The sequence below is a fragment of the Enterococcus plantarum genome, assembly GCF_001730295.1.
Lineage (GTDB): Bacteria > Bacillota > Bacilli > Lactobacillales > Enterococcaceae > Enterococcus_L > Enterococcus_L plantarum.
The window spans coordinates 20,248-41,791 of record NZ_MIKA01000034.1 but is presented as its reverse complement, the minus strand read 5'-3'; the positions used below and the strand labels follow the sequence as shown (position 1 = coordinate 41,791).

The 21,544-nt window shown below is 36.3% G+C and carries 17 protein-coding genes; 7 read left to right on the top strand and 10 right to left on the bottom strand.

Annotated features, from left to right (window positions below; all coding sequences use genetic code 11):
• The first annotated feature begins 6 nt into the window (after positions 1-6).
• Together recU and BCR22_RS09965 are read left to right on the top strand one after the other, a co-directional pair.
• Positions 7-648: a Holliday junction resolvase RecU gene (gene recU / locus BCR22_RS09970; RefSeq protein ID WP_069654761.1), complete on the top strand. Its 642-nt coding sequence runs from the start codon at positions 7-9 to the stop codon at positions 646-648.
• Positions 638-2,971, top strand: coding sequence for a PBP1A family penicillin-binding protein (locus tag BCR22_RS09965; RefSeq protein ID WP_069654760.1), 2,334 nt, complete (start codon positions 638-640; stop codon positions 2,969-2,971). Before recU ends, BCR22_RS09965 begins: the two co-directional genes overlap by 11 nt.
• Before the next feature lie 52 nt (positions 2,972-3,023).
• On the opposite strand, the gene BCR22_RS09960 is transcribed toward BCR22_RS09965, so the two are convergent.
• From BCR22_RS09960 to BCR22_RS09945, 4 genes are all read right to left on the bottom strand, one after another.
• Complete coding sequence (locus BCR22_RS09960; protein WP_069654759.1) at positions 3,024-4,625, bottom strand: CTP synthase; 1,602 nt, start codon at positions 4,623-4,625, stop codon at positions 3,024-3,026.
• Positions 4,626-4,867: 242 nt separating this feature from the next.
• Positions 4,868-6,538 carry a peptide ABC transporter substrate-binding protein gene (locus BCR22_RS09955; protein ID WP_069654918.1) on the bottom strand — a complete coding sequence of 557 codons (1,671 nt, stop codon included), beginning with the start codon at positions 6,536-6,538 and terminating at the stop codon, positions 4,868-4,870.
• 31 nt (positions 6,539-6,569) lie between these two features.
• On the bottom strand, positions 6,570-7,940 hold the full coding sequence (locus BCR22_RS09950) for a transglutaminase-like domain-containing protein (RefSeq protein WP_069654758.1): 1,371 nt from the start codon (positions 7,938-7,940) through the stop codon (positions 6,570-6,572).
• Positions 7,941-7,956: 16 nt separating this feature from the next.
• Positions 7,957-9,021, bottom strand: a complete 1,065-nt coding sequence (locus BCR22_RS09945) for a dipeptide epimerase (RefSeq protein WP_069654757.1) — start codon at positions 9,019-9,021, stop codon at positions 7,957-7,959.
• Positions 9,022-9,322: 301 nt separating this feature from the next.
• Here BCR22_RS09945 and BCR22_RS09940 point away from each other — a divergent pair, with 301 nt between their 5' ends.
• Both BCR22_RS09940 and BCR22_RS09935 read left to right on the top strand, forming a co-directional pair.
• Complete coding sequence (locus BCR22_RS09940; RefSeq protein WP_069654756.1) at positions 9,323-9,889, top strand: helix-turn-helix domain-containing protein; 567 nt, start codon at positions 9,323-9,325, stop codon at positions 9,887-9,889.
• Between the two features lie 186 nt (positions 9,890-10,075).
• On the top strand, positions 10,076-10,417 hold the full coding sequence (locus tag BCR22_RS09935) for a metal-sulfur cluster assembly factor (RefSeq protein ID WP_069654755.1): 342 nt from the start codon (positions 10,076-10,078) through the stop codon (positions 10,415-10,417).
• Positions 10,418-10,743: 326 nt separating this feature from the next.
• Here BCR22_RS09935 and BCR22_RS09930 read toward each other — a convergent pair whose 3' ends face one another.
• The 6 genes from BCR22_RS09930 to ppdK all read right to left on the bottom strand — a co-directional run bounded on the left by BCR22_RS09930 (position 10,744) and on the right by ppdK (position 17,943).
• Positions 10,744-11,088, bottom strand: a complete 345-nt coding sequence (locus BCR22_RS09930) for an EamA family transporter (RefSeq protein WP_240485874.1) — start codon at positions 11,086-11,088, stop codon at positions 10,744-10,746.
• Positions 11,088-11,456 (bottom strand): EamA family transporter, encoded by a 369-nt coding sequence (locus BCR22_RS09925; RefSeq protein ID WP_069654753.1) that lies wholly within the window; start codon positions 11,454-11,456, stop codon positions 11,088-11,090. The genes BCR22_RS09930 and BCR22_RS09925 overlap by 1 nt, the downstream gene beginning before the upstream one ends.
• Positions 11,457-11,471: 15 nt before the next feature.
• On the bottom strand, positions 11,472-12,440 hold the full coding sequence (locus BCR22_RS09920) for an alpha/beta hydrolase (protein WP_069654752.1): 969 nt from the start codon (positions 12,438-12,440) through the stop codon (positions 11,472-11,474).
• Positions 12,441-12,699: 259 nt separating this feature from the next.
• On the bottom strand, positions 12,700-14,001 hold the full coding sequence (lysA, locus tag BCR22_RS09915; protein WP_069654751.1) for a diaminopimelate decarboxylase: 1,302 nt from the start codon (positions 13,999-14,001) through the stop codon (positions 12,700-12,702).
• Between the two features lie 91 nt (positions 14,002-14,092).
• On the bottom strand, positions 14,093-15,199 hold the full coding sequence (locus tag BCR22_RS09910) for a serine hydrolase domain-containing protein (protein WP_083241816.1): 1,107 nt from the start codon (positions 15,197-15,199) through the stop codon (positions 14,093-14,095).
• 134 nt (positions 15,200-15,333) lie between these two features.
• The gene (ppdK, locus tag BCR22_RS09905) at positions 15,334-17,943 is read right to left on the bottom strand and encodes a pyruvate, phosphate dikinase (RefSeq protein WP_083241815.1); all 2,610 of its coding nucleotides are present in this window, start codon (positions 17,941-17,943) and stop codon (positions 15,334-15,336) included.
• Between the two features lie 175 nt (positions 17,944-18,118).
• On the opposite strand from ppdK, the gene ccpN reads away from it, so the two are divergent.
• The 3 genes from ccpN to BCR22_RS09890 all read left to right on the top strand — a co-directional run bounded on the left by ccpN (position 18,119) and on the right by BCR22_RS09890 (position 21,542).
• The gene (gene ccpN / locus BCR22_RS09900; protein WP_069654749.1) at positions 18,119-18,754 is read left to right on the top strand and encodes a transcriptional regulator CcpN; all 636 of its coding nucleotides are present in this window, start codon (positions 18,119-18,121) and stop codon (positions 18,752-18,754) included.
• 65 nt (positions 18,755-18,819) lie between these two features.
• The gene (locus BCR22_RS09895; protein WP_069654748.1) at positions 18,820-19,632 is read left to right on the top strand and encodes a pyruvate, water dikinase regulatory protein; all 813 of its coding nucleotides are present in this window, start codon (positions 18,820-18,822) and stop codon (positions 19,630-19,632) included.
• A gap of 14 nt (positions 19,633-19,646) precedes the next feature.
• Positions 19,647-21,542: a fructose-bisphosphatase class III gene (locus tag BCR22_RS09890; RefSeq protein ID WP_069654747.1), complete on the top strand. Its 1,896-nt coding sequence runs from the start codon at positions 19,647-19,649 to the stop codon at positions 21,540-21,542.
• Positions 21,543-21,544 lie beyond the last annotated feature (2 nt).

Here is a 21,544-nt window from a genome sequence, read left to right as displayed (position 1 = left end):
ATAGAAATGGCTTTTCATTATCCTAATGGTACTCCCTATAACAATCATGAGGCACCCAAATCAAAAAAACAAGTAAAAAACCAAAAATCGATTCAATTTGGAAAACGTGGAATGGACTTTGAAGAAGAAATCAACAAAAGCAATGCGTATTATTTAATGCGCAATGAAGCGGTGATCCACAAAAAGCCCACTCCAGTTCAAATTGTTAAAGTTGATTACCCCAGCCGCAGTGCTGCCGTAATTAAGGAAGCTTACTTTAGACAAGCTTCCACAACTGATTATAACGGTGTCTACAATGGATATTATCTGGATTTTGAAGCAAAGGAAACGAAGAATAAAACCTCATTTCCTTTGAAAAACTTTCATCAGCACCAGATCGATCATATCCAACAATGTATGACTCAAAAAGGCATTTGCTTTGTTCTGTTGTGGTTTTCTTCATTGAACAGATGTTTCTTTTTTAGCGGAGAAAAATTAGTAACCTTTTGGTCAGAACAAGAAAGCACTGGAAAAAAATCATTGCCTTTAACTGTCATTGAAAAAAAGGGAATAGAAATCAACATCGGAATTGCGCCTAGAGTTCCTTACTTGGATGCAGTCAAGTTACATATTCAATCAAACAAAGGAGTTGCGATGAATGACAACTGATGAAATAGGATCACGTGCTGCAAGATACGGACGTACTTCGGCTTCTAACAGCACAGGAAACACACCCTCAAATGGCGGAAAAAAACCAAAGAAAAAACGAATTTTTCTAAAAATATTCTTGGGACTAGTTCTGCTTGGGGTTTTAGGTCTTTTAGCTGGTTTAGGTCTATTTTGGTCATACGCGAAGGATGCACCTAAATTAGAAGATGAAAAACTTAGCGCAACTGTTTCTTCAAAATTATACGATGCCAATAACGAAGTTTTTGAAGAATTAGGCGCTGAAAAACGTGAAATGATCAAACCAACAGATGTACCGCAATTACTTAAAGATGCAGTCGTATCCGTTGAGGATAAACGTTTTTACAAACATAGTGGTGTTGACCCGATACGAATTTTAGGTTCTGCCTTTTCAAACTTTAAAACGGGTGGTCTTCAAGGTGGTAGTACGTTAACCCAGCAATTGATCAAGCTTTCGTACTTCTCTACAAAAGAAAAAGATCAAAATCTCAAACGAAAAGCGCAAGAAGCTTGGCTTGCTATACAATTAGAAAAAGAAAAATCAAAAGAAGAGATTTTAACTTACTATATCAACAAGGTCTATATGGCAAATGGTCTGTACGGCATGGAAACTGCGGCTCAATCTTATTACGGAAAACCGTTAGCTGAGCTAACTCTTCCTCAGACTGCTCTCTTAGCAGGAATGCCTCAGGCACCTAATGATTACGATCCATATGTTAAACCAGATGTAGCAAAAGAACGACGAGACGTTGTTTTATACACTATGAAAGAAAATGATAAGATCACACAAAAAGAATATGAAGATGCTAAAGCAACGCCGATCGATGACGGGCTACAACCTTTAAAACAATCAAACGAAAACCGTAAAGTCGTTGACAACTACATCAAAGAAGTTATCGCTGAAGTAGAAAGTCTAGGCAAAAATCCCTATACAGACGGTTTAGATATTCATACTAATCTTGATATGAACGCTCAAAAACGTCTTTATGACATCATCAATAGTGATACTTATGTAGACTATCCTGATGCAGATTTCCAAGTTGCTTCTACTGTGATCGACGTGAAAACAGGTCAAGTAAAAGCTCAGATCGGAGGTCGGAATATTCCAGATGATGTGCAATTAGGCTCGAATTTGGCAATTGAAACAGATCGTGATGTCGGATCAACAATGAAGCCAATAGCTGATTATGGCCCTGCTATTGAAAACTTAAACTATTCAACTGGTCGTATTATGATGGATCAACCGACTACTTATGAAGGAACCAATATTCCTGTAACTAATGCGGATATGCAGTATTATGGTGCTTTGACGATGCGTAAAGCGATTATGTATTCTCGAAATACAACGGCCATTCAAACGTTCGATGCCGTTGGTAGTGATAAATCAGCCGATTTCCTTAAAGATTTAGGCATTGAGTTCAAAGATTTTGTTGCGGCAAATGCAATTTCTAGTAATACCAGTGATTTAGGTGGCAATAAATACGGTGTATCTTCCTTGAAATTAGCTGCAGCATATGCTGCTTTTGCAAATATGGGTGTCTACAATAAACCTTATTACGTAAGCAAAGTAGTTTATCAAGATGGCTCCGAAGATGTAACTGAAACTGAAAGTAAACGTGCTATGAAAGATTCAACAGCCTATATGATGACCGATATGCTTAAAGATGTCATCTCTGGCGGTACAGCTTTTAATGCAGGAGTTCCTGGGTTGATTCAAGCTGGAAAAACTGGGACTGCCAATTATACAGAAGATGATCTTGCTAAAATAGGTGCCTCTGCATCGTCTAGTATCGCTCCTGACAGCACGTTTGTTGGTTATACACCACATTATGCTGTTTCTGTTTGGACAGGCTATAAACAGCGATTAACACCCATTCCTTACGAATATTGGGGAACGGCTTCTGATGTGTACCGAGAAATGATGACTTACTTATCTGAAGGTGTCTCCACTGACGATTGGGTCATGCCAGATAGTGTTATACGATCTGGTAGTGAATTATATGTTAAAGGAGCCTATGAAGAACAATTATTACCTTCAAATTCTGGTTATGAAAGTTCGTCGTCATGGGAAAATCCTGTAAGTTCTGATCCAGGGACTACTAGTAGTTCTACCGTCCCTTCACAGACCGAACCATCAGTATCCCAATCTAGCGAAGCGCCAGCTACTTCTACTCAACAAACAGAGCCTTCGTCATCAACAACGCCACCTGAGGTGACACCACCGAGCTCTGACCCTCCAGAAGAGTCGTCTACGCCTCCAGTTGTGCAAAATAATTCAGCTAGAAGAAGACCCTCTCCAGACTGATACAAATTAAAAAGGTCCAATACCTCATTTAGAGGTATTGGACCTTTTTTTGTTATTGGTTATTTAAAGACGCTTCAACAAATCCTTTGATCAAATGCTGTGGTCTATTTGGTCTAGAAATCAATTCTGGATGGAATTGGCACGCAACAAAGAATTTCTTCTCTGGTAATTCAACAATTTCAACTAAGCGATTATCTGGTGACACACCGGAAAAGACTAACCCTTTTTCTTCAAATAATTCACGGTATTTATTGTTAAACTCATAGCGATGACGGTGACGTTCTTGCACAACTTCTTGTCCTTCATAAGCTGCTGCTGTAACCGTACCTTTTTTTAGTTTACATGGATACAAGCCTAAACGTAATGTCCCACCCAAATTCTCAACATTTTCTTGGTCTGCCATCAAATCAATAATATTGTTAAGAATATCAGGATTATTCTCAGCAGAACCAGCATCTTCAAGTTTTACAACGTTACGAGCAAATTCAACGCAGGCCATTTGCATTCCCAGACAAATGCCTAAAAATGGTACATCGTTTTCACGAGCAAAGCGGATCGCTTCGATTTTACCTTCTACTCCACGATCACCAAAACCGCCTGGTACAAGGATTCCATCAGCATCTTTTAAAATCTCTGCAACGTTTTCTTCCGTCAATTCTTGTGAGTCGATCCAATCGATTGCAATATCAGAATCAAATGCAAAACCTGCATGCTTCAAGGCTTCAACCACTGAAAGGTAGGCATCAGGAAGTTCTACATATTTACCAACCAAGGCAATTCTAGTTGTTTTCTTCAAGCCTAATACTTTTTCTTCCAATGCACGCCATTCGGTCATATCAGCAACTGGAGCTTCTAATTTTAAATGATCGCAGACAATTTGATCCATATTTTGTGCCTGGAGCGCCAACGGAATAGAATAAAGCGTTTCGACATCACGTGACTCAATAACCGCTTCTGGTTCCACATCACAGAATTGAGCTAATTTATTTTTTGTTCCTTGAGAAACGGGTAATTCTGTACGAACAACTAAAATATTTGGTTGAATCCCTAAACTGCGTAATTCTTTTACGCTATGTTGTGTTGGTTTAGTTTTCATTTCGCCAGCTGCTTTTAAGTAAGGGATCAATGTTGTATGGATGTACATCACATTATCACTTCCTACTTCTGCTTTCATTTGGCGTAATGCTTCTAAAAATGGTAAAGATTCAATATCGCCAACTGTACCGCCAACTTCGGTAATAATGATATCAGCGTCTGTCATGCTAGCTGCACGCATGATTTTATCTTTGATTTCATTTGTAATGTGCGGAATAACTTGGACAGTTGCGCCTAAATACTCACCTTTACGCTCTTTTCTAAGTACTTCTGAATAAATTTTTCCTGTTGTGACATTTGAATATTTATTTAAGTTGATATCAATAAATCGTTCATAGTGACCAAGATCTAAGTCTGTTTCGGCACCATCGTCTGTGACAAAAACTTCTCCATGTTGGTAAGGACTCATTGTTCCTGGATCCACATTAATATATGGATCAAATTTTTGAATCGTTACTTTTAAGCCACGATTTTTTAATAATCGTCCTAAAGATGCTGCGACAATTCCTTTACCGATTGAAGAAACTACGCCGCCTGTAACAAAGATATATTTTGTCATAATATAAAAAACCCTTTCTCGAAATAGATTTGTAGAGAGAAGTGAACAACGAACAGCTTACTTTTGCAAACATAAAAAACAAAAGCTCCCTATCCAAAAAGAATAGGGAGCTGGAATTTGTTGTAAACTTCTGACCTTCTCAAAGGTGCCCAAGTAGTATAATACAAGCAAATCTAATTAAGGTCAAGCATTTCTGTTAGAAGATTTTTGGTTTTTTAGCAAACTTTTACACCTTGGCTCAATTATTCTTTGATGTAAGCATTTTTATAAGTGCTAGTTGCTCCAAAGTTGTGATAATCGATCCCTTCAACACCTGGTCGAACTAATTGTCCTCTGGCTTGTTGGTATAATGGAATTAAAGCAACATCTTCTTCTACTAAGACTTTTTCTGCGGCAATCAAGGTTTCCCAACGTTTTTCAGGTTCATTCGCATATTTGTTAGATGCTTCATCGATCAATTGATCATATTTTTCACTATGGTAACTAGTTTTATTTTTTGTACTAACCGAGCTTTCTAAAAATGTCATTGGATCTTGGTAATCAGGTCCCCACATGCTAACAGAAAGTTCATAGTCTCCTTTTTTCATTAGTTCGATTGAATTATTTAAAGGAACTGTCTTTACATTGATTTTTAACCCTGGCAATGTTTTTTCTAATTGCCCTTGAATAAACTCTGCGACTTTCTTGTCACCATCGCCGTCTTTAGACAATAGTTCAATCGTTACATCTCCATTTAATTCTTTTTTCGCTTTATCTAAATAGTCGTTCGCTAATTTTTCATCTGTTTTGACTAAATTTCCCGCTTCTTTTCTAAAGTCTTCTCCTGTTTCAGGATTAGACACAAAATCTTTTGGAATATAGCCATATATGTCTTTTGAACCATCAGCTAAAATATTCTCTACTAAACTTTTTTTATCAAGAGCATAGGCAATCGCTTTACGAACATTTTCATTTGCAAAAATCGATGGTTTGTCATTTCTTTTTTGATTCATTCTTAGAGAATAAACCTTGGATCGTTGAATGGCTTCGTAGTCTGGATTGTCTTTATTTTGTTTGGCAAAATCTCCTGTAAGGATCGCCACATCTAATTCGCCAGATTCATACAAATTGAAGACCGTATTCGTTTCTTTTAAGACTTCAAAATGAATTTTTTCTGATTTGACTTTGTCTGCATCGTAGTAATTCGGATTTTGAACTAGATCCCAAGACATTGACGATTGGTCCCAGTTTTCCATCAAGAAGGGGCCATTAGAAACGATATTGTCACTGGATGTTCCGTATTGCTTACCTTTTTCCGTCACAAACTTTTCATTTTGCGGGAAAAAAGGTGAAAATGCTAGTAAAGAGGTGAAATAGGTGACAGGTTTTTCCATTTTGATTTCAAGCGTATAGTCATCTAAGGCCTTCACGCCTAATTCATCAGCTGATTTTTCTTCATTCACAATCTCAGTTCCGTTAAGAATCGTACCATCCATTAAGAAAAAGTAATTAGCTTGATTTTTGGGATCAGCCATTTTTTTCCATGCAAAAACAAAATCATTGGCTGTTACGTTATCTCCATTTGACCACTTTGCATCCTCTCTTAATTTAATTTTATATGTCTTACCATCTTCGGAAATTTCGGGCATTTCTTTCGCTACTGCTGGAATAACATTGTCTTTTTCATCTAATTGATACAATCCCTCAAAAACGTTAGATTGAGCATTTACACTCGGCTCATCTTGTGTGAAAATCGTGTCCATCGATCCCACTTCTGAAGCTTCCATTAAATTAAGCACTCTCGTTGATTTTTGACCGGTTGATGTCTTGTTGTTTGTACTATCTTCTGCTTTATTGCTTGTATTTCCCCCGCAAGCTGAAAGCAACAGCACCGTTGTAATCAATATCATACTTTGTTTTAACCCTTTTTTCATACGTTCCACCTTTTCCTTCACATTTTTTATTTTATACAAGTTCCTCCATTGAAATTAACTCTTGTTGTACCTCTAAGTAAGCATATGGAAGACCTTGGTTTTCATATTCGAATTCTCCACGTTGATTGTCGATTGGATCTGCTCGTAAAAATCGTTTTGGCGGATTGAAATCTTGTTGAATCTCACTATTGGCAGGCATTCTGAAAATATCTAGATTGCCAAAATAATAATTCCAACGATCTAAATCCTCATTCCGACGTGCCCCACCACCAAAGGATAAATCAGCGAAAACCCAACCATACGGTGCCACGTAAAATTGCGCCCAGTCATGACAACCGGTGTAGTATTGCGATACATACAGCCCTGACTGCCATTTTGCGGGGATATTAGCCATTCGGCATAACGTAATGAATAGAATCGCTTGAACGCCACAGTCCCCTTTTAAATTAACAGCAGCATACTCTGAAATATTTTCGATCGTAAAATACTCCCGCATAAATGAATAATTGACTTTTGTTGTGATAAAATCATAGATTTTTCGTGCTTTTTTTATTGGATTCGTTTCACCAGATAGAATTTCATCCAGTAACTGTTCCAAATATGGTGTAAAACGAATGTGTGGCAATTCTTCACTTAATTCAAATTCAGGTTGTAAATCAGATGCTTTTTCTGGATCTAGTTCTACATAATCTACTTGATTTATGTAGCTATACTCTACTGAAAAAATTTGATTTTCTTCTAAAACCGTTTCAAAATAAACAGTCCGTTGCGCTGTGTTTTCCGGTGCAATGAACGTAGCTTTAGGGGTCGTGTTTAAAATCTCGATATCTGATACTTGTTTACACTCTTTTGGCAAAGGTAAATACACTTTGACCGTTTCTCCTGGACGTTCGTACTCTTTTTTCACTTGAATACTCGTTTTTAAATGGATTCTTACTTTTCTGCTTCCTTTTTCTTTCATTTGTTGAACATTTTGAGTCAGCTCTTGCTTTCGTAAACAATCCACTTCACTGTCTTCTTTTACAATTAATCTTGCTTCATAATCAGCTTGAGTCTTGATTAGATTCAGTAAAAAGCGACGTTGAAAATGAATCTTTCCATCAATATAAAGCCAGTCTACTTTTCCAGTTTCTTTTAGTTTCGTTAATTCGTGGTCTTGATACTCTTTGAATGTTTCTTTCATCATTTTATTCGCCTCGTTAAAATCAAACGGATACTCATTGATTCCAACAATTCGAATAATGTCTTGCTCTATTTCCAAACGCTTTCTCAATGCAACTGGAAGTTCAGTTGATAGTAAGTGTTCAATCAATTTTTCAGCACCTTCAAAATCACCATAGGCTTTTAACTTAACGATGTCTTCGGGTAATGGGACACTCATAAATTTTAAATCGTAATACATAAGACACTCACCTTTCTTATTTACTCAAACCTAAACCAGCTTTATCAGATAATGAAATTAGACTAGTAGCTTCCAATCCTACACCACCAGGTATTGCCACTTCATTCAGTCCAAAGGTTGCATCTAAATCTGCTCTCGTGATGTTTTTAGTTGCTGCCGCTAAATGAGCTGCGGCAGTCACACCAATATTTGTTTCTTCTACCATACATCCAATCATACATTCGACTCCAGCTGCTTCACAAATACTATTGATTTTAAGGGCTTCATGAATCCCACCACACTTCATCAATTTAATATTCACAAAGTCAACAGCACGTGCTTTAATCAAACGCAACGCATCTTTGGAATTAAAACAGCTTTCATCTGACATGATGGGTGTTGATACATTATTTGTAACAAAAGTCAGCCCTTCAATATCGTAATAAGCCACTGGCTGTTCTACTAATTCAATTCCATACTGTGATAGATGATTAATAGTATTGACAGCTTCTTTCGGCTTCCAAGCTTGATTAGCATCTAAACGCAGATTTATATTAGAACCAACCGCATCTCTGATTGTTTTAATGCGAGCGATATCCGCTGTAAAACCTGTCCCTACTTTGATTTTTAAAGTGTCAAACCCCTGTGAAACTGCTAATTTTGCTTTTTCAGCCATTCTTTCTGGATCATCGATTCCAATGGTCATATCTGTCCTGACACTCGAATCAAAACCGCCTAAAAGTTTATAAACAGGCAGATTTGCCTTTTTTCCAAATAAATCATAACAAGCAATATCGACCGCAGTCTTCGCAGAAGGCGCAAGTGCCGCCACAGAATTCATTAAACTATGAATTTTCTCAGTATCTAAAGGATCAACACCTATTAATTGCTTTTCAAATAATTGAATACATTCTGCTGTTCCTTTTAGTGTTTCACCTGTAATTAAAATTCCTGGTGACCCTTCACCATAGCCTATAATTCCTTCATCTGTTTCAATTTCAACTATTGCACTCATTGAATGGTCAATCGTTCCCAACGAAATCGTGATTGGTTCTTTTAACTTTACTGATTTTGGCGCTACGTTGATTTTTGTTATTTTCAATTCATTTCCCCCAATATTCACTTTAATCCGACAGCTTGTTTTTATACTAAATTCTAATTATTCTCAAAAAAACTAAATCAACCTAAAGGGAACAATAAATACACTTTTTTTAATTTTGAATTAATTTATTCTACAAAAATTGAATTATTGGTTACAATTTTAAGTTTACTCTATGTAAATGTCAACATAATAATGAGATTATAGTGTGTTTTTTTTAATCAAATAGTAAGTACTTGTAATTTTTTGATGAATCCGAGATAATATGAAGAAAAAAAGGACTCTAAACAAAGGACGGCTATAAATGGAATTTAGGAAAATCAAGAATTTAAGGAAAGAACAAAGGATCACTTTGACTGAACTAGGTGAAAAGACAGGATACTCCGCCAGCTTCTTGTCGCAAATTGAACGCGGTATTAATCGCCCGTCACTTGAAGCATTGAGAAAAATTGCTGACGCACTTGGTGTTACTGTGGCTTCACTTTTAGCCAATGAAGCACCTCAGGTTATGCAAGATAATGAACCCTCTAAAAATGGATACAAAGTTATTCGAAACTCTTCTGGTACAATTTATAATCCATGGCAAACAAACTCAACGTATTATGATACTTTGTTTAATTTACCAGTACATACAAATAATATGGTCATCTCAAAAATTTATATTGATGCGCAATCATCATCAAGTGGTAAAAAAATTGCACATAATCTTTGTGAGATCAATTACGTTATAAAAGGAGAAGCAACCATCGAACTAAAAGATGACGTTCTTATTTTACATGAGGGAGATGCGATATTTTTAGAAGCCTATACGCAACATAATATCGTAAATGCAACCGAAAATGAGTTGATGCTGTTTACTATGCAATTTTAAATTTTCGTCAGCAATCCCCAACTAATTGCACTGACCAATCCCTTTTTATTGAAAAAGATTCTCATTTACAAAGCATTTAAAAAAAGGTATCATATGGAAAGAACAAACTGTAAAAGGGTGCCGTGTAAGCTCATACGAAGTAATTCATATAGAGTCATCGGACGACTACAAAAAGGAGTAGATACAATGACTGAACTAAACCAAGAATGGTCTGCTGAAGAAATTGAAGATATCAAGGAACAAATTTTAACCGCTCTGGAAACCGTAATCGATCCTGAACTTGGAATCGATATCGTTAATTTAGGATTGATTTATGAAATTGACTTTGCACAAAATGGCGATACTGTTGTCAAGATGACTTTAACTACTATGGGGTGTCCCTTAGCTGATGTCCTGACTGAACAGATCCATGAAGCATTAAAAGAAATTCCAGAAGTAAAAAATCCAGAGGTGAAATTGGTTTGGTATCCAGCTTGGACAACGGATAAAATGTCACGTTATGCTCGAATCGCTTTGGGTATTCGTTAAATCTTTAATAGTCAGTAGCAAGAGTCAAGGTGATGAAACATAATCACTCTGACTCTCTTTTTACTTTCAGTACGTATTGCAAAAAAAAAGCATTACTGTAAATGCCCATTACAAGAGCATTTGCAGTAACACCTTTCAATAAACCTATTTATTTTTTGTTTGCTTTCAATACAGCATTTAACATGATGACTCCCGTAACAATTGTTGTTACAGCCTGCAATAATTTGATTTTGTCCATTCCTTTTGATTTAACGGTCATAATAACCCCTCCTGTTGTTTATAAATCCATACTACAACTAGAATGATTTCATTACCAATGACACGCTTTACTGACTGATAATAAAAACGCCAATAATAATCAAAATCACAGCTAGAACTTTTCGAATGCTCAGTTTTTCTTTGAAAATAAAATAGCTAATAATAACGGTCCAAACATATGTCAATGATGTCATGGGAAAAGCAATTGAATAGTCTAAAAATTTTAATAGAACAATATTAGTTACAGCACTTAAAATGTACAAAAATGACCCTAAATAAATCCAACCATTCCTCAATACCAATTTGAGACTTAATTGGGGCAGATCATTCATCCCTTTTTTCAAAGCCAACGCACCTGCACTGCCTGAGAAGGTTGTAATGACCAAAATCGTCAAAATTGCTGCGTAATCCATCATATTTTCTCCTCGTTTCCTTCAATGCCTAAAAGAATCGAACCTATAATGATAAATCCTGTTCCTAATATTTTATACCACGTAATACGTTCATTTAAAAATAATGCCCCTAAAACGATTGACAGCGCAAAACCCAAACTCATCATTGGTTGTAAAATAGAGACTTCACCGTAGCGGAACGCCGCCATCATAAAAAACATCCCAGCACCGGCAGCTACGAAACCAATCGCATATAAAAAGAGTGCATAACTCCCCGTGCCATCAGCACCAAATTTCCACGCCAACTGACCTAAACTACTCAATGTAGCCGCAATAAGAATCAACAGAATCCCTAAGCTCAACTTTTGTTGTTTATTTCTAGCATCCATATGATTTCTCCTCTCCTAACAATAACGATGAATAAATTCAAAAACAGTCGCAAAATAATGTTCTGGTTCATAGATAAAAGAAGACAAATGCGGCGCTTTTTCAATAATCAAACTTTCCTTCACCCCTGAAGTTGCCTCCATATTTTCATAGAGCATTTGATGAGGAACAAACTTGTCCACAGTACCATGAATAAATAATATCGGCAACTGATTCTTAGCCAACTGCGCGACAGAAGAAGCTTCTTTAAGTGAATAGCCTACTTTCTTTTTTGCTAATACATTGGCAATTGTCAAAATCGGAAATGCGGGTAATTTAAATGCCGATCGTAACATAGCACCAAACTCGCTATATACCGAGGAATACCCACAATCTACCACTAGTCCTTTTATATTTTTTGGCAAAGATTCTCCACTTGTCATCATCACTGTTGAGGCCCCCATCGAACCGCCAAACAACACAATCTCTGCTGTCGGTTCAAATGCAATCACTTCTTGAACCCATTTTAATAAGTCTAAACGATCAAGCCACCCCATTCCAATGATATTTCCTGTGCTTTTGCCATGTGCTCTTAAATCAGGAACCAAAATATTATATTGTTGCTCTGAAAACTTAGAGGCAACATAGGCCATATCGCGCTGTCCAAACGAACGATAACCATGAACACAGATTACCCATTTTTTACTTTCAGGATGCGGAATGATCAAGCGACTATATAGTTTCTCTCCGTCTGTTTCTATCCAATGATCTTCTGCAAATGATTGTTGCCAAAATATGTCCCCTTGCTGCTTTTGTTTCTCTTCAGTAAGGTCATAATGAGATTTTCCTTTATTAAAATTATCTGGATTCATCATTTTATGCCCTGTCTTGTCATACCAATTGTTATGTCTAAAAAGTGCTACATTTAAGAAAAAATTCGCTGCGTAAATTGAAATTCCAATAATCAAAATCGCAAAAACAACTAGAATCAATACAATCCATATCAAACGAGACACCTCTATTCTGAAAATTTAATTCCTTATTTAATTATACTCTTATTTAAGAAAAAGAGTATGAATGTACTCAAAACAAAAAAGGTGTAGGATATGACTCTACGAGTCACACCCTACACCTAAGGAATCCGGACAAACAGTGAAAGCAGAAGCAACTACCGTGCTTTGCTTCTATCACATCAAATTCTTATTGCTTTAGCACCTAGAAATGGATTGAAAATGAACACGTTGTCCCAACCTCTTAAAATTCTTATTATTCGCAATCCAATGCAATCAAATCTTCATACGTTTCGCGACGAATCACGAGTTTATCTTGACCGTTTTCTACAAAAACAACAGCAGGTTTTAGATTACGATTATAATTATTTGCCATTGAGTAACCATATGCCCCTGTGCTTGTCATAGCAAATAAATCTTCTGGTTTTAGAGGAGGCAACTCGATAGTTTTAATTAAAATATCTCCCGATTCACAATATTTACCGACAATTCTCATTTCTTCTGGCGTCTCTTTACTAATTCTGTTTGCTAAAAATCCATCATAAATTGCATCGTATAAAGCAGGACGAATATTATCCCCCATTCCACCATCTACTGATACATAGTGACGTACATCTGGAATGACTTTTTGTGAGCCAACTGTATAAATCGTTGTGCCTGCTTCGGCGATAATGCTCCGACCAGGTTCAATCCAGATTTCAGGAAATGTATAATCTAACAATTCGCACTGCCCTTTTACTGCATTGACGATAGCTTTAACAAATGCTTCTGGTTCTAGTGGATCATCTGCTTCTGTATACTGCACACCAAAACCACCGCCCATATTTAAAACATCGACCGTATAGTTAAATGCTTTTTTCCAGTCATTTAAGATGAGTAACATTTTTTCAACAGCAGCTAAAAACCCTTCAGCAGAAAAAATTTGTGAACCTATATGACAATGAGCTCCTTTTAAAATTAAACGCTCATCAGCCAAAATTTTTTCTAGTGCTTGAGTTGCTTGTCCACTATTTACATCGAAACCAAATTTAGAATCTTCTTGTCCAGTTAAGATATATTCATGCGTTTCGGCATCTACACCTGGTGTAATACGAAACATGACGTGTTGTTTCTTCCCAGTTTCTTTTAAAATAGCACTTAATAGCTCAATTTCATAAAAATTATCAATAATGATCATCCCTACACCTTGTTCAACTGCATAGAGTAGTTCTTCTTTAGTCTTATTATTTCCATGAAATTCTATATTCTTAGGTGACATACCACCCTTAATTGCCGTAAAGATTTCTCCAGCAGAAACCACATCACACCCAAGTTCTTCTTCTTCTAAAAGTTTATACATTGCTAAACAGCAAAATGCTTTACTTGCGTATATAACCTTATTTTTTACGCCTAAAGAGTTAAACGTTTGTTTAAACCCTCTTGCACGTTCTCGAATATGGGCAACATCATAGACAAATAATGGCGTTCCATATTTCTCAGCCAAACGAACGGTATCACATCCACCAATCGTTAAATGCTCTTGTTCGTTAAATTCTGCCGTTCCAACTAATAGTGGCATCTCTTCACCTTCTTCAATGGATTTATTAAAAATAATAGCATAAAAATGAAAAACTTCCTATCTCTTTTTCACTCATTTCTAAAAAGGTAACCTACATTTTTAGTAATTGTTTATATAACTCTTCCCCTAACCCTTTCATCCCATCTTTTGCCGGTTGATTTCCAAAAAGAATGACCAGATTTTTATTCCCCTGATCGCCATAAATAATTGTTCCATAACCACCTAAACTACCTTCTGAATATTTCAGGCCATCATAATAGATCATCCCTGACTGATACCCTTGTGCCTTAACATTTGCAAGTTGCTCATATTCATCTTGGTCAAAAAGTTTCCCATTGGTTAAACTTTGAAGAAAGACCCAAAAGTCTTTCGTTGACATATACATATTACCAGCACCTAACAAACTAGAAAATAATTTTTCATTTGCAGGTGAAGGATCCGCTTGGTAATCCTTTTCTCTATAAAAATAAGGAATCGGTATTGTTTCTTTTTTTGGTAAATCGTCCCAAAAATAAGTATGTTTCAATGACAACTTATCGATTACTCTTTTTTGCACAACTTGATCATAGGGTTGTCCTGTTACGTTGGAAATAATGCCAGCAAGCAAGGTATAGTTACTATTAGTGTAATGAAACTCTTTACTTTCTACCACAATCAAAGTTGCTAAAACATGATTTATCTGGGTTTCCTGATTGATCAAAAGCGTTTCAGGTTCTTCTTCTGCCATACTAATACCTGAATTGTGATCAAGCAATTGCTGAATCGTAATTGTCTGACTTGAGGTGATTTCCGGATAAAAACGATCTAAAGTAGTATCTAATGTAAGTTTTCCTTCTTTCACCAACTCTAAAATAAGCGCGCCTGTGATTATTTTCTGTAAAGAAGCAATTGGAAAAATACCATCTTTTTTATTTGGACGCTTATTCTGTGCATCTGCATATCCGTAACTTTGTTGATAAAAAATCTGATCTTTTTTGACAAGCAAAGCCGAACCTTGAAAATGGGCTTTATTGATTATCTGATTGATTTTATTTTTATTGTCAGAGCTCGCAATATCGTCTTTTTGATTCAGTTGTTGCTTTTCTGATAAATGATTTACAAAAACACGATTTTCTTTATTAAAATACCAACTCGCTAACAGGAGCATAAGTAATAAAACCACCCCTCCTGCAATGGACCATTTCCACCGCATTCCCATCTCGTTCCCTTCTTTCTTGAGCCACGTTCAATAAATTATACCATCTACTGAAAAAAAAGCAGACTCCTAAGAAAAAAGAATTAAAAAAGGACTAAAACAACCGCTTTAAAAGTCATCTTAGCCCTTCTCTTTTTTTATAGTTCTTGGGCAATCGTCAATATAGCAGCTGGAATTCTATATGGTGAACAAGAGATATAATCTACACCCATTTTTTTCAAAAAGTGAATCGTTTGAGGGTCTCCGCCTACTTCACCACAGACGCCGATTTTAATCGTCGGATCAAACGCTCTAATTTTATCTACAGCCATTTTCATCAAGGTACCCACGCCTTCTTCATCGATATGCTGAAATGGATCTTCTTTTACTAACAGTTTATCTTGATAGACTCCGATAAATTTACCAGAATCATCACGTGAAAAACCATATGTCAATTGCGTTAAATCATTCGTTCCAAAGCTGAAAAAATCAGAAACTTCAGCTATTTTTCCAGCTGTTAAACAAGCTCTAGGTATCTCTAGCATCGTCCCAATTTTATACGGAATAATTTGGTCCATTTTGGCAAAAATCGTTTGGATGGTTTGCTCTAAGTGCTTTCTTAGAAATGCTAGCTCTTCTTTACTACCGATTAGAGGAATCATGATTTCTGGTGCAATATTTAGTGTTGCATCTTTTTGACTAACTTCTATTGCGCTTTCAATAATGGCCGCTACCTGCATTTCATAGATTTCAGGGGTTGTAATAGCTAAACGACAACCACGATGTCCAAGCATAGGATTTTGCTCGTGTAGTTCTTCAATACGATGCTTAATTTCACTGGTTGTGCGTTGTGTTGCATTTGCTAAATGAAGGATGTCTTCTTCTGTCTGTGGTAAAAATTCATGCAACGGTGGATCTAGCAAGCGGATCGTGCAAGATTTTTCTTTCAATACAGTAAACATTGCACGAAAATCATTTTTTTGAAATTCTTTAAGTCGCTCTAAAGGAGACAGCAGTGCTTGCTTGTTTTCCGCAAGAATCATTTTACGCATTTCACTTATTCTTTCTTCTCCGAAAAACATATGCTCTGTTCTTACTAAACCAATTCCATGTGCACCTAATTTCAGGGCTGTTTTAATGTCGGTTGGCGTTTCTGCATTCGCCTTAACATCGATACTTGCTCCTTCTTTTGCCCAGTTCGTGACGGTTTTTAATAACTGCCATTCATCCCCTTCAATGTACGGAATGCTACCAAGATAGATGGTTCCTGTTGTTCCATCGACTGAAATGGTATCTCCTTGACGGACTAAAACATCGCCTACTCTTGCTTGTGTTAAAAACTCATCTACATAGACTTCTTCACACCCAACAACACAACAAACCCCCATTCCTCTGGCTACGACAGCCGCATGAGAAGTCATTCCACCTCTAGAAGTCACGATTGCTTCACTTACCACCATACCTTCAATGTCTTCAGGAGAGGTTTCTTGACGGATCAAAATAACTTTTTCACCTTGTTCGCTCGCTTTTTTTGCTTGTTCTGCTGTAAAATAAACAGCCCCATTAGCAGCACCTGGGCTGGCAGGTAACCCTTTCGCAAAAACCACCGCATTTTTTAGTTCATTTGGTTCAAAAACAGGATGAAGTAACCGAGTGATCATCGTTGGATTAATTCGTTTGATCGCTTCATTTTTTGATATTATGCCTTCTTCAACTAACTGAATACAGATTTTAAACGCGGATTTAGCCGTTCGTTTTCCAGTTCTAGTTTGCAAAAGATACAGCTGCCCATTCTCTATCGTAAATTCGATATCTTGCATATCTTTGTAATGACTTTCCAGCAAATGGCTCAACGTTAAAAATTCTTGATAAACATCTGGCATCAACGTTTCAAGTGCACTGATCGGTTTAGGTGTTCGTATACCGGCAACGACATCTTCTCCTTGGGCATTTAATAAAAATTCACCGAAAATTCCTTTCTCTCCTGTTACAGGATTTCTAGTGAATGCAACACCTGTCCCACTTTTGACACCAAAATTGCCAAAAACCATCTCTTGAATATTGACTGCCGTTCCCAATGAATCAGATATATCGTGTAAACGACGGTACGTAACCGCTCTACGGTTATTCCATGAACGAAAAACAGCTTCCACAGCTGACATTAATTGCTCGTATGGATCTTGTGGGAATGCTTGATGTGTTACCTCAAGAAAAATATTTTTATACACCGCTACCAATTTTTGCCAATCTTTCGCTTGCATCTCAGTGTCTAATAGGTATCCTTTTTTTTCTTTGTAAAATTCGAGCTGTTGATCAAAGCGATTTTTATCGATCCCGCAAACGACGTCACCATACATTTGAAGAAGTCTCCGATAACAATCAAAAGCAAAACGACTATCACCTGTTTTTTGACTTAATCCTAAAACCGTTTCATCATTTAACCCTAAATTCAAAATAGTGTCCATCATACCAGGCATTGAGAATTTTGAACCACTTCTCACAGAAACTAACAAGGGTTCTGAAGAGTCGCCTAATCTCTTCTTCGTTCGTTCCTCCATACTCAAAACATGTTGATGTATTTCTGAGTGAATATCCGTTGACATCGTTTCCTTCTTTTTTAAGTACTCTAAACAAGCTTCAGTTGTGATCGTAAATCCTGTTGGAACCGGGAGATTCATTTTTGTCATTTCAGCTAAATTTGCCCCCTTACCTCCTAATAAATCGGCTTGTTCTTTACTACCCTCTGAAAAATCAATTACATATCTCATAAACAAATTCTCCTTTTCACGTTTTATAGTGTATCACATTTAACTTAAAAACGATTATATAGTGTGTATTATTCATTGTCAACTTGTATTAGTATGGCTTATTTTTATTGTTGCTTTATTTTTATAAGAAATATATAATAATTAGTGTGTCACATTAAGAAAGTAGGTCGATAAAATGAAACTTACCTCAAGACAATTGGAGATCATCAAGATCGTTAAGGAAAATGAACCAATCAGTGGTGATAATATTGCAAAAACACTTGGTTTAAGCCGAGCAACCCTGCGAAGTGATTTAGCTATTTTGACGATGACTGGTTTGCTTGATGCTAGACCAAAAGTTGGTTATTTTTATACGGGTCAGGCAATTGAGCCCTTACTTTATGAAAGACTCTACAAAAAAACAGTCGAAGATATTATGCTGCCGCCAATACTTATCCATCAAAGTACAACGGTTTATGACGCTGTCACAAATTTATTTATGTACGATGTTGGTTCATTATATGTTAAAGATGACAATGATGAATTGATTGGTGTTCTATCACGTAAAGACTTACTACGTGCTGCTATTAGTAATCCTAATACTGAAAAGACACCCGTTGCGATGATTATGAGTCGCATGCCAAACATCATCACGATCCATCGTGATCGCACGATTTTAGAAGCCGGTAGTCTTTTGATGCAACACAATATCGACACCATACCCGTTGTTGAAACCAATCAACCGAAGAAAGTCATAGGAAAAGTGACAAAAACTAGAATAATGTCTTACTTTATTCATGCTGGCAACGATATTGAAAAAGAAAACTATTGATGATCTGTGAGAATGAAATAAAAAATACTCACGTATCAAACCTCAAAAATTAGGAGAGTGCATACATGCAAAAAAACAAAATCAATATTTATTTAGTATCAGATTCAGTTGGAGAAACGGCTCAAAAAATCATTTCAGCCGTCTCAGCTCAGTACCCGAGTATTGATATGAGCGATATTCAACGTTTTCCATTTATCACAGATGAAGAATTATTGAAACCTATTTTGAGAGACGCTTTACATGACAAAGCTGTTGTTGTTACGACATTAGTGAATAAAAAACTAGTACTTTTAGTCAAAGACTTTGCTCAACGAACTGGATTACAGTTTGTCGATTACATGAGCCCACTAAGTGAGATTGTGGAAGGAACGTTTGGCATTCAACCATTACAAGAACCAGGTGCCATCCATAAATTGAACGAGCAATATTTCAGCCGAGTTTCAGCCATCGAATTTGCAGTCAGATACGATGATGGCAAAGATTCAAAGGGCTTTTTAGAAGCTGATTATGTATTATTGGGTGTTTCTCGTACGTCTAAAACACCATTAAGCATGTACATGGCTAACCGAAATCATAAAGTTGCCAATTTACCATTGATTCCAGAAGTTCCTTTACCAGCTGAATTGGATCAAATCAATCCTAAAAAAATCATTGGTTTAACAACTAGTATTGATAGTTTGATGAACATCCGTAAATCTCGTTTACATTCATTAGGCTTAAAAGAAGATTCAGCCTACACGAATGCCGATCGAATTCAAGAAGAACTAGACTATGCTACTAGCATTTTCGAAAAATACAACGCTCTTGTGATAAATGTTGATAAGAAATCGATTGAAGAAACAACAACCATCATCGAAGACTTAACCCAAAATAAATAACAAGGAGTCCCACTATGAATAACGCTCGCTCTAATGAACTAATTGCTGAAATTATAAATTTAGAAGCTATTTTGAATTTACCCAAAGGAACTGAACATTTTATCAGTGACCTTCATGGAGAATTTGAAGCGTTCAACCATATTTTAAGAAATGGCTCTGGGAGTATTCGTGACAAGGTTACAACTCTTTTTAATCAAGTGCTTTCAGAGGAGCAAATAGATGAATTGTGTTTTTTGATTTATTATCCTGAAGAAAAAATTCAGTCTTTGACAGTTCAGCAGTCACTCTCTGACAATTGGTGGTTTGAAACCATTAACTATCTTTTGATTGTTGTTCGTTTTTCATCAAGTAAATACACTCGCTCTAAAGTTCGCAAAGCATTGCCTCAAACTTATGCATATATTTTAGAGGAATTGATTTATCAATATGATGAAACCACCAATAAAAAGGCATACTACAAACAAATCATTCAAAAAATCATTGACCTTGGTGAAGGGGAACGATTTATAACAGATCTAGCTTATCTAACTCAGCGCTTTGTGATCGACCACCTTCATGTAATCGGAGATATTTTTGATCGGGGACCATATCCTGATAAAATCATGGACACTTTGATTGGATATCATTCTCTTGATATTCAATGGGGAAATCATGATATCATCTGGCTAGGCGCCATGAGTGGTTCAAAAGCTTGTTTGGCCAATGTCTTACGTATTTGTGCTCGCTATGGTAATCTTGACCTTCTAGAGGATGCCTATGGGATTGATTTGAATTTGCTAAAATCATACAGTCGCAAAACATATCTGGACAATAGTCAATTTATGCCTAAGAAAAATCCTTATAGGAAACTTAGAATTTCAGAAGTAACTGATGCTATGAAAATTCAACAATCAATGGCGATCATTCAAGAGAAACTTGAAGGTCAACTGATCAAACGTCGCCCAGAATTTCAAATGGATCACCGTTTGCTCTTAGATAAAATATCTGATAATCAGATTTTAGTTGATGGTCAATCCTACAAGTTGGTCAATTCCTGTTTTCAAACAATTGATTGGTGTGATCCTTATCAATTGTCTGAGGAAGAAGAAATGATTGTAAACGATCTAATGGACCAATTTCAACACGCTAAAAAGTTGAAGCAACAGATGACTTTTCTTGTTGAAAAAGGCTCGCTTTACCTTTCGTACAATCACAATTTATTGATTCACGGTTGTATTCCCCTAAATAAAGATAGCACGTTTCAATCTATGGTCTTTAACGGAAAATGCTATGCTGGCAAAAGCTTACTCGATTTCTTTGAGGTAAATATCAAACAAGCTTTTGAAGAACCGTGGAAAAGCGAAGATTTTTCAACTGATATCGTTTGGTACCTGTGGTGCGGTGAAAGTTCTTCTCTCTTTGGAAAAAAAGCGATGAAGACCTTTGAACGTTATTTTATCGAAGATAGTGAAACCCATGTGGAAGAAAAGAATCCTTACTATGACCTAAGAAATAACGCTGAAGTATGTCAACGTATTTTAAAAGCCTTTTCTATTACTGATTCAGATGCACATATCATCAATGGACATACTCCCGTTAAACTGATCAAAGGAGAATCTCCAATCAAAGCCGCTGGTAAAATGATCGTTATAGATGGTGGCTTTTCAAAATCCTACCAAAAAATAACGGGAATTGGCGGCTATACTCTTTTATATAATTCTTTTGGTATGCAACTAGCTGCTCATAAACCTTTTTCCGATAAAAAAACAACGATTGAAAACAACGATGATATCATTTCTACACGGCAAATTGTTGATCGCCAATTGACGCGATTAAAAGTAAAAGATACCACAATTGGTCTATCACTAATCGATGAAACTAGAAAACTAAACCAACAATTAAGTCATAATAAACTTTCTCCTTCTAAATAAAA